This is a genomic window from Nostoc sp. (assembly GCF_036919895.1).
Classification (GTDB): Bacteria; Cyanobacteriota; Cyanobacteriia; order Cyanobacteriales; family Nostocaceae; genus Nostoc.
This window is the reverse complement of record NZ_JBALBW010000132.1, coordinates 105,578-119,685: the sequence shown is the minus strand read 5'-3', so window position 1 is coordinate 119,685 and position 14,108 is coordinate 105,578. Positions and strand designations below refer to the sequence as shown.

The window sequence follows — 14,108 nt, the reverse complement described above, 5'->3', positions numbered from 1 at the left end:
CCTGACGATATCTAAGCTATGTGACGATAAGTAGCAAACGGTAATCCAGTGCGCTGTTTGACATCAATTAAGGATTTATACTCACCTCGTTGTTGCCTTTCTGCAACGATTTGTTCTGCGATCGCTCCATCAAGTCCACAAGTAATTAATTCTGGAGTTGAATATGTGTTTAATCGTTTCCAAGAATAGTCAGCTTCTTTTTTATAGTTGTAGCTAAAAGTAATTAGCGGTGTAATCCGAGCTACCTGCTTTTCTGGAATTCCGGCTATTTCTATTAATTCTTCAACATGAGTGAAAACATATCCCTCATTCATCAGAGATTCAATGTTATTTGCATAAACTATGGGCAGCCCTAAATAGTTAACTAGTTCATTTTTAGAGCATTCATTAATATCTATTTTATCACGAGTATTGGCAACTAAGTTTGCTAACTCTTGTTCTTCAGGAATTGGTAAACTCTTCGGATAAATTTTGACTAAGAAAGCTTTTTTGAGGTACAAAGCAATGCCAATCTGAGCCATCCAAATCACAACAGCTAAACCGTTTGCAGATAAAGCTAAAGCTAAAATAGAGATGCTAATCCCTAATACAATCCAAGTATTAGTCTTGGATTTATAACCTGCATAGGCAATAGCAAATCCCCCAAATGTCGGAATTAATGATAACCACACCCAAACAGGAGTTTGTTGAAACCAAGATTTAGATTGTGACACAGGAAATCAACCAATGATTTAGATTTACAAAGATTTCAGAAGATTTTGCCGCTTTTCTTCATACTCTTCTGCGGTAATTACACCAGAATCAAAAAGATTTTTCAAATCAGCTAGCGCACTAGTTGCATCTTTAGCAGATATTGGCCCACTTGCGCTTGCAATACTTTGATTATACTTTGTATTGAATTCGGTATCTGACATGAGAACTAGTACAAAGAACTCAACAAAGGCTATTAAAGATGGGATACAAGTCCAGAAAAACAATAAGTACAAAACACCTTCAAGATTTTGTCCTAGATAAAATTTGTGAACTCCCAGCCACCCGCCAAAAAAGCAAAGTATAATAGCTGTAGATTTAGTCTTCATGACATTTCCTTCCTTAATTAACTCTAATAAATATCTATTGGCATACAATACAAACAATTGTTTTTTTCTCTAATTATTTATGTGATTTTCTAGTGATTTTTGTTGTTACAAAATAAATAATAATTATACATAACTGAGATTCCATTAAGACTAAGTATCCTTTGATTATGTAGTTAAAATCTAGGTTGGAATTGAAATAAAAAATTAGGCAACCAATTGCTATGTATGGAAACAGACGCAACCGATGAAGATTTAGTATTTGGTTATTCAGTTTGTTCATCAGTAGATAAAGTGATGTTAACCAACAATTGATTATAAACAATTGATCGGTAACTAAAAAGTTGCTTAATCTAAATAAAAGCTTGAGCGTATTTACAGGAGATTATAGTTAAAGTTTATCTTTGAAGCTTCATGAAAATTACTGATTTATTTAGATTTAGATCAATATATTTCCGTAAAGCTTCTATAGCTTTTAGCAGTTTTTGACCCCTTTTTTCTCAGTCTGTGTGAGAAATCCGGGCTAATTCCACAATCTCTGGAAGGCACAGCGTTGCAGGTAGTCCAAAGGGCGCTGCACTTGCCCCTCTACTGTTCAATAGCTTAAAAGCTGTAGTAACAGTACGCAAAACTTTAGTCGAAACCCTAATTTTCATGTAGGGGCAATTCATGAATTGCCCCTACCGCGTGTAGTTTTGCTTAAGTCCTAACAGTGTCAGCGAAGAGAAGGGGCAGGGGGGAGAACCCCATAAATAAATTTAGGAGCTTGGAACAAGGACGTATTATTTCTCGCGCTTCGCGTCTCGAAATAAATGTTTTTACTTTGAGCATAAATAAATTTAGGGGCTTGAAACCCTTGTAGCAGGGGAACTCCAGTATCTTTCTCCCTTACTCCCTGCTCCCCTGCCTCTTTGGTCAAATTCTCAATTAGTGCAGCTTTTTCTGGTTTATAATCTTAGCAGTTGATACATGGGGCTTATTCTTGAGGTAAGTTCGTTTTGGTTGAGCTAGTACAAAGCATCAACTCTAAGCTGATAGTTTTAATTTTGACTTGAGTTTGCCATCTTCCATCTGAACGATGCGATCGGCAATGTCTAGGATGCGGTTGTCATGAGTCACCATCAAGATTGTACAGCCTTGTTCTTTTGCCAGTTTTTGCATGAGATTAACTACATCTCGTCCCGATTGGCTGTCAAGAGCGGCGGTGGGTTCATCTGCTAAGATTATTTGAGGATGACTGACTAAGGCACGAGCGATCGCTACTCTTTGTTTTTGTCCCCCAGATAGTTTATCAGGATAGTAATCCAAATGATTTCCTAATCCTACCTGCTCTAGCATCTGGGCTGACCTCACTAGCATGTTTTTTAACCCAAGATATTTGTGCAATTCCAAAGCCATTTTGACGTTTTGGAGTGCCGTTAAACTACCATGCAAGTTATGTGCTTGGAAAATATAACCGTTATGCCGTCGCGCCTGCACTAATTGTTCAGCACTAGCGCCACAAAGTTCTCGCCCCAACACCTGCAAACTACCAGATTGAGCAGAACGCAATCCACCCACTAAGGTTAGTAAAGTAGTCTTTCCAGAACCAGATGGCCCGCTCATAATAATAATTTCACCAGCGTTAATCTCTAAGTTGATATTAAATAGAACTTGTTTACGGAGTGAACTATGACCAAAATGGTGGTCGAGATTTTTAATAGAGATGACAGTTTGACTAGTCATAAATAGCTCGATTACTCATAACAATTGTCATTTGCCAATCACAAATGACAAATGACAAATTTAGAACATATCAGCAGGATCGGTGGCTTGGAGTTTGCGGGTAGCGATCGCACCAGAAATTGTACACATAATGATAGTCAGTACTAATACCTGCAATGCCCGAATCGCAGTCATGTACATGGGTAAATTTGTGACGCTGCGAGTCAGTTGGTAAAGTGCTAAGGATACTCCCAATCCGGGGAAGAAACCCAGTGCTGCCAAGATCAACGATTCTTCAAGTACCACACCTAGCAGGTAATAATTGCGATATCCCATTGCTTTGAAGGTGGCGTATTCTCGAACATGGGCATTAACATCAGTGGAAAGGACTTGATAGACGATAATCACGCCTACCACAAAGCCCATCGATACACCCAGGCTGAAAATAAACCCAATTGGGGAATTTGTTCTCCAAAAGTTGTTTTCAAATTCAATAAATTCGGCGTGGGTTAAGACTTTGACATCATCTCTCAGATAGGCTTTAAGCATTGCTGCTACTTTTTTCGGGTCATAGCCTGGTTTAAGAACAATCAAACCTAGACTGACACTGCTGGACTGTCGCCCAGAAAATAGCCGCAAAAAGTTTTGATCGCTGGTAATCAAATTGCCATCAGAACCAAAAGAAGCCCCGACTTGAAATAAGCCACTAATGGTAATTGTGCGCCGTTCTATTTCAGTCGTTAGGGTTTTACCTTGGTCAATTTGAGCGATCGCTTTTTGATAATCTCCTCTTGCACCACGGTCGAATAAGACGGTATCTGGTAGCTTAATTGTCTGCAATTGCTGGTTAACATCTGGTAAATCAAAAGCTGGCTTGTCTGGGTTGAAGCCGATAACTAACACCCCCGTCTCACGGTGTGTTTGGGGATTTTTCCAGATTGTGTTATTGAAATACATTGGTTCTGCTGACTTCACCCCTGGTATATCCATTGCTTGGTAAAGTCGCCGCCGAGAAAATGTAGACAAGCTTGGCAAGTTACGGGCTTGGGGACTGGTTAAAACAATATCTGCTTGCAAACTGCGGTGTAATCTGGTGTTGCTGTCGTACAGCGCAGTTTGAAAGCCCAACTGCATAAACATGAGAAGATCCGCAAAAGCAATGCCTGATAATGCTACCAAGAGACGGCTTTTTTCATGATTGAGTTGCAGCCATCCAAGAGGTGTTCGCCGTAACAGTTGTTTAATCAATCCCATAATTAGGTACTGGGGAATGGGGATTGGGGATTGGGGATTGGAAAACTTTTTCCTAGTCCCCAGTCCCTAATCGCTGATTTTTTACAATTCAATTACTGCCTTAACTTGCATATTGGTTAAGGTGGCAGCTTTTCGGCTGGAGGTTTCATCTAGCCGGATATGGACTTCTACTACTCTGTTGTCGATATTGCTGACGGGATCTGTGTTAATAACATTCTGCCGTCGCACTTGCAAGCCTTTGCGATCTACGATTCCCTGCAATTCAATCGGCAAGTAATCACCAAGTATTTGCACTTTCTGGCCGGAATGCACTTTGCCGATATCGCTTTCATAGACTTCGGCTATGACATACATCTGGCTGGTTTGTCCGATATCAGCAATGCCATCATTTGAGACTAATTCGCCAGGATAGGTATGGATCTCAAACACCTGTCCATTTTGGGGCGATCGCACCTGAGCCTGTTTGAGATTGACTTTTGCCAGATTCATGGCTGCTACGGCACGATTGATTTCTGCTTGGGCAACTTCTACATCCACTCCTCGCACCTCAGCAATTTCATCAAGGGTTGCCGTAGCTTCTTTTACCTGTTGCTGACTAGTTGATTGGGTACGATTTAATTGTGCTTGCGCTTCTTGCAAGCTTTTTTGGGCGGTTTCTGAGTTTAAACGCTTACTATCCCGTTGGGAGGCAGAGATTGCACCCTGTTGATATAGTTGCTGATAACGCTCGTCTTCTGCTTGGGCGTTACGCAGTTGGGCTTGAAATCGCTCAATTGTTGCTGCTTGAGCATTAATATTACCTTGACGTTCTGCTTCTGTGCGAGCGATCGCAGCTTTTTGGGCAGCAATTTCACCGCGTTTAGCACCTGCTTGGGTGCGGTTTAGGTTTGCCTGGGCTACTTTCACTTGTTCCTGCGCCTCTTTTAATTCTGCTTGCAAGCGATCGCGGCTGTTCAAAATCGCAATTACCTGTCCTGCTTTTACCCTATCCCCCTCCTTTACTAACAACTCTTCTACCCGATTTCCTTCCGCAGACACCGCAGCAGAGAGTTTAATTACCTTTCCCTGTGGTTCAATCCGTCCTAAAGCTGTTACCGTTTTTAACTGTGGCAATTGTGTTGCTGGCGCTTGTGTCTCTGAATTTACATAATTTTGCCAGCGCTTTACTATATAAAAACTTATTCCGCCAACAAATAAAGATGCAATTATACCTATAGCAACGGATGGACGCAGAATATATTTAGGGAACGTTCTGTACCCTAGCTTTGAGTTTCGCACCATAGATTACCTCTTAACTAGTGGCGCAGAAAAAACTGAATAGATTAAGCTTTTACTCTTAATTATTTCCTATTTTTTTACTAATCTTTACTTCCTTTCTTAATTAGTTAGTTGTTGCTCATTTATCGATTCTGAGTTCAAAAAAAAGGAAATTATTGAGAATTTAGTAAAGGACTCCAATTTAGCTGTATAGGATAAAAACATGCTAATCTCAGTATTAATAAACTTATGTTACCGATGAATTAGTTTGGTTTTTTGAAAGTACTTAGATATAATAAACGGTTTCAAAATAACCGATTGTAACAGCGCCAACAATCAGAGGTAAATTAATTCAAAAGTCTTTTGTTATGAAAAACAAATAAGTTTAAATTACTAAAAAATATCTTTAGGTTTGATAGTTTTATCATTTTTATGATATATTTCATTCCTAATACCAATTCTTTCTTAAGATAAAGTTAAAAAAGTAATTCTAAAGCACATCTACACAAACAAAACCCGCCTGCGCGGGTTAAAAAACTTAATTTTCTCTTATTAGTTCTCGTTTGTATAGCCATGAATTCTATTCGCTAGGGCTTCTTTACTGCCACTGTTGTGGTATCTTAAAATTTTCCGGTAGGATTGTTGTGCGATCGCCAATTGCCTCTTGAATCTGCTGTAATTCTAGGTTTTCACATCCGCTCAAGTTTGCCCTAGAGAGGTTGGCTTCTTGGAAGTTCGCATCTTGCAGATTAGCTGTGCTGAGTAGCACACCTTCTAAGTTTGCTCCAGCAAGTTTTGCTCTTTGCAGGTTACTACCAATCAGGTTGGCATCTTGGAGGTTGCTACCCTCAAAATTTATTTCAAAGAGGTTAGCATCACAAAGAATTGCCCCTTCTAAGTTAGCATCACAGAGGATTGCCCCTTCTAAATTGGCATCACAAAGGATTGCCCCTTCTAAATTGGCATCATAAAGAATTGCCTTTGAGAGGTTTGCTTTTCTGAGAACTACTCCTTGCAAATTGGCTTCTGGAAGGATTGCCTTTGAGAGGTTTGCTTCATAGAAGATTGAACCACAAAGATCGGTTACTGATAAGTCAGCCTCCGAGAGATTTGCTCGTGTAAAATTGACCCATTGTAAGTTAGCTCCTACGAGGATTGCCCTAGAGAGGTTAGCTTCCGTTAAGTCTGCATTACGGAGGTCTGTATTGCGTAAATCCAGTTTTTGATTTACCGGATCTTTATATGCATCGCGTCGTCCAATGACAGTTAAGGCTGTTTGAATATCTGTAGGAAGTTTTGATGACTCCTCTGAATCGTTCTCATATTCATGATTCACCGGAGAATTCTCGCGGATAAAAGCAGCGAGAATTTCCATAATTGTCCAATGGTCTTTCTCAGAATCTTTAGCAATTCGTTCTAAAGCATAAATAGCGGCAAATCGCGTTTCAATCTTTTCATTTCCCAATTGTTCAATCGCTTTGCAAAAACGTTCTGGAACAATCTCTTCTGGAGTTGGTTGGGTGTTATTGATGCCAGTTACGATATTCTTATCCCAAGCTAGCGTCCCAGCAAGGAGTTGCGTTAACAGACTCTGATTCTCATCTAGGGAAAGTTTGGAAGTATAGTAAGCATTAGTAATTAATGCCAGCCCTCCAATAATTATGGCAAGAGTTGTTAATGCTTGATTAATATATTCTATTTTTTCTTGATTTGAAAATCCTTCAATACTTTCAAATAATGATAGAACGAGAGTTGCTGAGAAAATAAATATAATTGAGATAAATACCAAAAAAGTCGTGAGTCCATTTGTCTTTATAAAAGATATGTCATAAGTCTTCATATCTGACTCCTTACGGAAGTAAATTTAGGTTGATTTTAAGAGGATCTATAAATATCTGATAGCGTACAAATACTGAAGTACTTGACAAGTACTTAAATCTACTTAATGGAAATCATCTATGAAATCCATCACAACTTATTTTTAAAACATCCTCTGAACTACGGAGGTTAGCGGTAGAGACACAATGCTGTTGTGCGTGAAACGAAGCTATTCTACGCAATTGAAATGTCCATATTAATTGGAAAGAAGATATTACTTCAGCCAACTTTGTATTTTAAAAAACTCACGTTTGAGGTTCAGAAGGTGAAATTTAAGCTTGCCAGTGTTGGGGTGGTTGAAGATTTTCCGGTAAGATTGTTGTGCGATCGCCTTTTGCTAATTCAATCTGGTGTTGTTCTAGGTTTTTTGCCCCAGAAAGTTTTGTCCCTTGTAAATTGGCTTCAACAAGGTTTGCCAGGTGTAGGTTTGCTCCTGGAAGAAATGACCCTTGTAGGTTTGCTTTATAAAAGTTTGCTTGTTCTAGCTTGGCTTCAGAAAGGTCTGCCTTTTGCAGGTTGGCTTCGGAAAGGACTGCTGACCGCAGATTAGCGTTGTAGAATTCTGCATTTTGCAATTTAGCTTCCATGAGCAATCCTCCTTCCAAACTGCTTGAAATAAAGTCTGCTCTTTCCAAGTTGGCTTTAATGAGGTTTACCCCCCTGATATCAATATTACTTAAATCCAGCCTTTGTTTTTCCTCCTCATTCTCGGTATTGCGGCCTCCGATAACGGTAAGGGCTGCTTGAATATCAGTACGGATTTTTGGTGATTCCTGCTCCTCGGAAAAAAGACGAGGAGCATTCTGTCGCACAAAAGCTGTGAGGAATTCCATGATTGTCCAGTGATAATCTTTAGAATCTTTGGCAATTCGTTCTAGAGTATAAATTGCACCTAATCGCACTTCAATCTTTTCATTGCCAAGCTGTTCAATAGCTTTTGCAAAGCGTTCTGTGATTTGCTTATCTTGTGCTGAAGCTGCATTTCTTAAAGCAGCTTCAGCACTTTTATTTGCAGCTTCAGCACTTTTATCCATAGCTTCCGCACGCTTGGCTGCATAAAACGCATTTATGAATACAGCAATTCCAGCAAAAATCGTTCCAGTCGTTGTTAAGGCTTTAGTTCCATAATTTAACCTTTGTTCTGTTGATAATCCCTCAACATTCACAAAGGCTAAAAAAACAGCAATTAAAAAAAGAATAAATATAAATGGTAGAACTATTAACCAATTTCTCAGAGCGTCTGTCTCGTTATCAGACATAAATTAAATTTCTTCCTCATCTCCAGAATTGTTACGAAGACTTTTGGTAAAAACTATAGCATTAAGTGAAATCGGTAGAATGCGCCCAAATAACTAATGATGCGGTGGTAACTCAACCTGATTGTGGCCAATCTGTCGGCGCTTCTATATAATCAGGTAGGCGAGTAGTGCGATCGCCAAGTGCTTTTCTAATCTGGTGCAACTCTAAGTTTTTAGCCCCTGTTAAAATTGTCCCTTCCAGTTTGACATCACGAAGGTCAGCCTCTAAAAAGTTAGCTCCCATCAGGTTAGCCTGTGTCAGGTTCGCTTGATAAAAGGTCGCCCTATGCAGGTTAGCTCCAATCAGGTTTGCCTGATACAGGTCAGCTTCCGTTAAACTGGCTTCTGATAGATTGGCAAAATAAACTTCTGTTTGGTGAAGTTTGGCTGCATTCAAGTTAGCCCCAGAAAGGTTGGCTCCATTCAGGTTAGCCCCCGAAAGGTTAGCACCAATCAAACCCGTTAGATTTAGATTGGCTTTACCCAGTTTTGCACCTTGCAAGTTAGCTAAAAACAGCTTTGCTCCAGAGAGGTTGGCGACTTTTAAAGTTGCTTGTTGCAAGTTAGCTTTATAAAGGTTTGCTCCTTGGAGATTCGCTACACGCAGACTTGCTCCAGAGAGGTTGGCTGAACGCAGGTTAGCCCCAGAGAGATTAGCGCGGTTGAGATTAGCCCAACACAGATTAGCTCCGCAGAGGCTTGCTTTTAGTAACCTGGTTTCATAGAGAATACACCTAACAAGGTTAGCGCCGTTGAGGTCAGCCTCACTCAAGTCGGCTCCCCGCAAGTCAGCCCCACTCAGGTCAGAACCACGTAAATCGGCTTGTTGCAGATTCACTCCTAGCAAGTCCGCTCGTCTGATGTCGATATGACGTAAATCAAGTTTCTGGTCTTTTGGGTCTTCGAGTAAATTCCGCCTACCGATGACAGTTAGGGCTGCTTGAATATCGGTGCGGATGATTGGCAATTCTTCATGGAGGTTTTGCTCAAACTGCTGTGTCGGACGCGACCCACCTCTACGCCGACCTGAGTAAGCATCTGGTGAATATTCCGGCTTTTGTTGCTCTACCTTCACCGCCTGGATAGGTGCATTTTCGCGCACAAAAGCAGTGAGGATTTCCATGATTGTCCAGTGTTCTTTAGGAAAATCCTGAGCAACCCTTTCTAATGCATAAATTGCACCTGTTCGGGTTTCAATTTTATCATGGCCAAGCTGGGCAATTGCCCCCATAAAGCGTTCTGAAGTCAATCTGTCTTGATTCAGTTTGGCATTCTGAAGGCTAATTTCCAGGTTTTTCTCAGCTGCGATCGCATTTTTATGCATCGCTTGGGCCCGCTTTGCTGAATAATAGGTATTAAACATTGCTGCGGATGCCAGGAAAACTATTGCAGTAGTTGTTAACGCTTGGTTTCTATACTGAATTTTTTCCTGAATTGACAATTCTTTAATACTAGACAAAGCAAAGAAAATTACAGTCAGTGAGAAACCAAAAAAAACTGTTATAGTTATGAACCAATTCAACAGAGTGTCTGTCTTTTTAGAAGACATGGTAAAAATTTTCCTTACAACTTAGAATTATTACTTAGATGTTTGGAAAAAATAGTATACCATTTAGCAGAAAATTATAATAGGTGTCAGAAGACCTCTTTAACTAAGTAATAACATCGAATCTAGTAGTAAATTAAGGCGGAAATTGAACAATTATTGAAAAGCTTGCACTGGAAGCTTTCTTCTTTTTAATTTTTGCGTTGCAAAAATGGTGTTTTACTCAGATAATTTAGCTTCTCTCAAGTTTGCCCCATCAAGTATGGCATCATTGAGAATTGCCCCTTGCAAATCAGCTAGATATAAGCTTGCATAATGCAGGTTAGCTCCTTTTAAGTTAGCTCCTTTTAGGTTAGCTGCACTAATGATTGCCCCTTCTAGGTTAGCTAAATATAAGTTAGCACCTTCTAAGTTAGCTGCACTGAGAATTGCTCCTGCTAGGTTAGCTTCTGTGAGGTTCGCCCCAGCAAGATGAGCTTGATAGAAATTTGTCTGTTGTAGATTCGCTCTATTCAGATTTACTCCTCTCATGTTCGTGTGACTCAAATCAAGCTGTTCATTTTCTGGGTCTTTATTTACATCTCTTCTAGCAATAACAGTCAGGGCTGCTTGAATATCTGCACGAACTTTTATTGACAGGTTGCTTGTTACTTCTTCTTGAGATACATGAATAGTATTTTTTCGGACAAAATTAGTAAGAATATTCATAATTATCCAGTGATACTGTGGATGATTTTGGGCAATTTGCTCTAAATCATTAATTACAGCTAGACTGGTTTCTATTGTGTTATTTTCTAATTGTTCAATTGCTATTCTTAAACGTTCTTTTAGGGATTTATGCTGATTTTGGTTAAATTTTTCTATAAAAGTATGTATCCCTAGACTTATTTTTGATAAATGGCTGTTATAAGTTGATGAAATATTTTTTACAGCATGAAAATAATTAATGATGACTGTCAACATACGATGGTTAAAGACTTAGTGCTAATTGGTGGCGGACACAGCCATGCAATTGCCCTGAAAATGTTTGGAATAAAGCCGTTACCCGGAGTGCGTTTGACGTTGATTAGTGCAAATAAAAAGACAGCCTACTCTGGAATGTTACCAGGATACATTGCTGGATTTTACACCCATGATGAATGTCATATTGATTTGCGACCCTTAGCAAACTTTGCTCAAGCAAATTTGTATATTGACAGAGTAGTTGCTCTAGACTTGGAAAACAACAAAGTTCTCTGTGCTAACGGACTGGTGGTAGATTTTGATGTGCTGTCTATTGATATTGGCAGCACTCCGGCGAGAGTGTCTGTATCAGGTGCAGCAGAATATGCGATCGCAGCTAAACCAGTATCGCAGCTATTGGAACATTGGGATGAACTAATTGCAGCTGTAAGTAAAAATCCTCAAGAACTGATTAGAATTGCGATCGCAGGTGGAGGTGCTGGCGGTGTAGAATTGGCGTTGGCGATGCAATCTCATTTACATCAGATTCAACAACCACTTCCCAATCTGGAAATGCATTTATTTCATCGTCAGATGGAACTGATGCCTAATTATCATCAATCAGTACGGCATCAAATCCAGCAAATTCTCACCCAGCGAGGTATTGAGCTACATCTTGGAGAAAGTGTTTGTAATATCGCACCTATAAACCACAAGCAAACTCAAGAAATATTTGAGATTAAGTGCGAATCTGGGTTGACAGTAGAGTGTAATAAAATTTTTTGGGTGACACAAGCTTCAGCACCCGAATGGTTAAAAATTGCGGGATTAGGAACTGATGAACAAGGTTTTATTCTGGTAGAAGACACATTGCAATCTCAAACACACCCGCAAGTATTTGCATCTGGTGACATTGCTACAATGGTAAATCATCCGCGTCCGAAAGCTGGGGTATTTGCAGTTAGACAAGGTAAACCTTTATTTGAGAATTTGCAGCGAATTTTATTAGGTAAGTCGCTCAAACCTTATAAGCCACAAAAGCAATATTTAAGTTTAATTGGTACAGGAGACAAACGAGCGATCGCAACAAAAGGCATATTCACTTTACCACCTCACAAACTCTTATGGTATTACAAAGATTGTATTGACCGCCGCTTCATGAAACGTTTTAATTTTGAATAAATAAGGGAATAGGGAGTTAGGAGTTAGGAGAATTTTTTCCCCAATTCCCAATTCCCAATTTATCGAATCTGTTCAATAAGCTCAATAATTTGTTGATAATACTGAACATTTCCCTCTTGATAATACAAGTCTGCGGATTTCTGGAAATCCGCAATTGCTCTTTGAGAATCACCTAGATTTTGGTAAACATCTGCTCGTAGGATGTAAGCTGAAGCCCAATGAGGCTGAAGCTGTAAAGCTTGATTTAAGTCTGTAAGCGCTCCCTGTAAATCTCTCAATAGAGAACGGCTACGACCCCTATTGTACCAGTCTTCAGCAAAACTAGAGTCGATCGCGATCGCTCGACTATAATCTTCTATTGCCCCTTGATAATCTTCTAGGGCATAGCAAGCATTGGCGCGATCGCTGTAAAATGCAGCAGATTGGGGATTTATTTGTAAAGCTTGGGTGTAATCTGCGATCGCACTTTCATAAGCTTCTAAAGCATAATGGGTTGAACCTCGGTTGTAATATGCTTCAATTAAATCAGGATTAATTTCCAATGCTTGATTATAATCTGCGATCGCTCCTTGCTCATCCCCCAAAAGACGACGAGCATTGCCTCTATTACAATACGCTTGGGAAAACTCAGGAACCAACTCTATTGCTTGGGTGTTATCGTCAATTGAACCCTGTAAATCTTGCAGAGCTTCACGGGCAATTCCCCGACCATAATAAGCTGCGGCTAAGTTATCATTAATCTGTAATGCCCGATCGTAATCTTTAATTGCTCCTTTATGATCTCCTAAAGAACGACGAGCCGCCGCGCGATCGCAATATCCTTCAGCTAAACTAGGATTGAGTTGTAATAAGCGATTGCTATCTTCAATTGCACTTTGATAATCTCCCAGCCGTCGCAGAGCATTAGCCCGAAAGCCGTATACTAAAGCTAGAGTCGGATTTTCTTGTAAGGCTCGGTCATAATCTGCGATCGCACCCTTATAATCTTCAAGGGTACTACGGACAAGACCCCGCTCACAATAAGCTTGTACATCATCAGGGTTGAACTTTAGCGCTTGGTTAAAATCCTCAATTGCTCGGTGATATTCTTTCAGATGAGCAAAAACTAAACCCCGATTGTAATATGCTCCGGCAAACCTGGGATTAATTTCTAAAGCGCGGTTGTAATCTGCGATCGCACTTTGATAATCTGCTAAAGAGTAGTGGGCATTACCTCGATTATGATAAGCCTCTGCCAACTTAGGATCTAATTGTAATGCTCGGTCATGATCTGCGATCGCTTCGTGAAAATTTCCTAAGACATGGTGAATGTTACCCCGATTGCTGTATGCTGCGGCAAAATTTGGATGCCACTGTAAAGCTTGTTGAAAATCTGCGATTGCTCCTTGACGATCGCCGCTTTCAAAACAAGCCACACCTCGATTATGATAAGCATTGGCAATATCAATATTGATATTATCAGCTAACTGGGTACTATTTTCTATAGTTTGGATATAATCAGCGATCGCTTTGTCGTATTTTTCTAAGGCAAAGTAAGCATTACCCCGACTGTGGTAAGATTGGGCGAGATTAGGATCGATTTCTAATGCTTGATTATGATCTGCGATCGCTCCTTGATAATCGGCTAAAAAGTAACGAGCATTACCTCGCTGAGAGTATGCTGTGGCAAAATTGGGGTTGATTTCTATAGCGTGGTTGAAAGTAGCGATCGCTTTTTGATAATCCCCTTGTAAACTGTGGTTTAATCCTTGGTTTAATAATTCTTCAGCATTCATGTAATTTTCCTGGATTTCGACATTCCCTAGCTTAAAGGCAACGGATTCTTAACGATACAGCACTTCCCGAAGTTATGAGGTACACTAATCGATCGAATTACCATTTCTATATGCTAATAACATCCCAAGTATCTGTACCTCATAGCAGCAGGAAGTGCTGTATGTTTTGATAATCATTTCAGCTTATTGTGCCTCC

12 protein-coding genes are annotated in these 14,108 nt (G+C 39.9%); 1 reads left to right on the top strand and 11 read right to left on the bottom strand.

Annotation, left to right across the window (positions count from 1 at the left end; genetic code table 11):
• Positions 1-11: 11 nt before the first annotated feature.
• From V7K55_RS25790 to V7K55_RS25745, 10 genes are all read right to left on the bottom strand, one after another.
• Positions 12-713, bottom strand: coding sequence for a helix-hairpin-helix domain-containing protein (locus V7K55_RS25790; RefSeq protein WP_334835936.1), 702 nt, complete (start codon positions 711-713; stop codon positions 12-14).
• A gap of 24 nt (positions 714-737) precedes the next feature.
• A complete protein-coding gene (locus V7K55_RS25785) occupies positions 738-1,079 on the bottom strand; it encodes an NINE protein (RefSeq protein ID WP_334835934.1) in 342 nt (113 codons plus the stop codon).
• Positions 1,080-1,576: 497 nt separating this feature from the next.
• Positions 1,577-1,732: a hypothetical protein gene (locus tag V7K55_RS25780; protein ID WP_334835931.1), complete on the bottom strand. Its 156-nt coding sequence runs from the start codon at positions 1,730-1,732 to the stop codon at positions 1,577-1,579.
• A gap of 370 nt (positions 1,733-2,102) precedes the next feature.
• Complete coding sequence (locus tag V7K55_RS25775; RefSeq protein WP_334835928.1) at positions 2,103-2,801, bottom strand: DevA family ABC transporter ATP-binding protein; 699 nt, start codon at positions 2,799-2,801, stop codon at positions 2,103-2,105.
• A 60-nt stretch (positions 2,802-2,861) separates the two neighbouring features.
• Positions 2,862-4,034 (bottom strand): ABC transporter permease DevC, encoded by a 1,173-nt coding sequence (devC, locus tag V7K55_RS25770; RefSeq protein ID WP_334835927.1) that lies wholly within the window; start codon positions 4,032-4,034, stop codon positions 2,862-2,864.
• Between the two features lie 81 nt (positions 4,035-4,115).
• A complete protein-coding gene (locus V7K55_RS25765; protein WP_334835924.1) occupies positions 4,116-5,315 on the bottom strand; it encodes an ABC exporter membrane fusion protein in 1,200 nt (399 codons plus the stop codon).
• A gap of 574 nt (positions 5,316-5,889) precedes the next feature.
• Positions 5,890-7,131, bottom strand: a complete 1,242-nt coding sequence (locus V7K55_RS25760) for a pentapeptide repeat-containing protein (protein WP_334835922.1) — start codon at positions 7,129-7,131, stop codon at positions 5,890-5,892.
• 310 nt (positions 7,132-7,441) lie between these two features.
• The gene (locus tag V7K55_RS25755; protein WP_334835920.1) at positions 7,442-8,428 is read right to left on the bottom strand and encodes a pentapeptide repeat-containing protein; all 987 of its coding nucleotides are present in this window, start codon (positions 8,426-8,428) and stop codon (positions 7,442-7,444) included.
• Positions 8,429-8,540: 112 nt separating this feature from the next.
• Complete coding sequence (locus tag V7K55_RS25750) at positions 8,541-10,016, bottom strand: pentapeptide repeat-containing protein (protein WP_334835918.1); 1,476 nt, start codon at positions 10,014-10,016, stop codon at positions 8,541-8,543.
• 216 nt (positions 10,017-10,232) lie between these two features.
• The gene (locus tag V7K55_RS25745; RefSeq protein ID WP_334835916.1) at positions 10,233-10,976 is read right to left on the bottom strand and encodes a pentapeptide repeat-containing protein; all 744 of its coding nucleotides are present in this window, start codon (positions 10,974-10,976) and stop codon (positions 10,233-10,235) included.
• On the opposite strand from V7K55_RS25745, the gene V7K55_RS25740 reads away from it, so the two are divergent.
• Entirely contained in the window at positions 10,947-12,137 is a 1,191-nt protein-coding gene (locus V7K55_RS25740; RefSeq protein WP_334835914.1) for an FAD-dependent oxidoreductase, read from the top strand. The genes V7K55_RS25745 and V7K55_RS25740 overlap by 30 nt on opposite strands.
• Positions 12,138-12,196: 59 nt before the next feature.
• Here the strand turns inward: V7K55_RS25740 and V7K55_RS25735 are convergent, their stop codons facing one another.
• Positions 12,197-13,912: a tetratricopeptide repeat protein gene (locus V7K55_RS25735; protein ID WP_334835911.1), complete on the bottom strand. Its 1,716-nt coding sequence runs from the start codon at positions 13,910-13,912 to the stop codon at positions 12,197-12,199.
• Positions 13,913-14,108 lie beyond the last annotated feature (196 nt).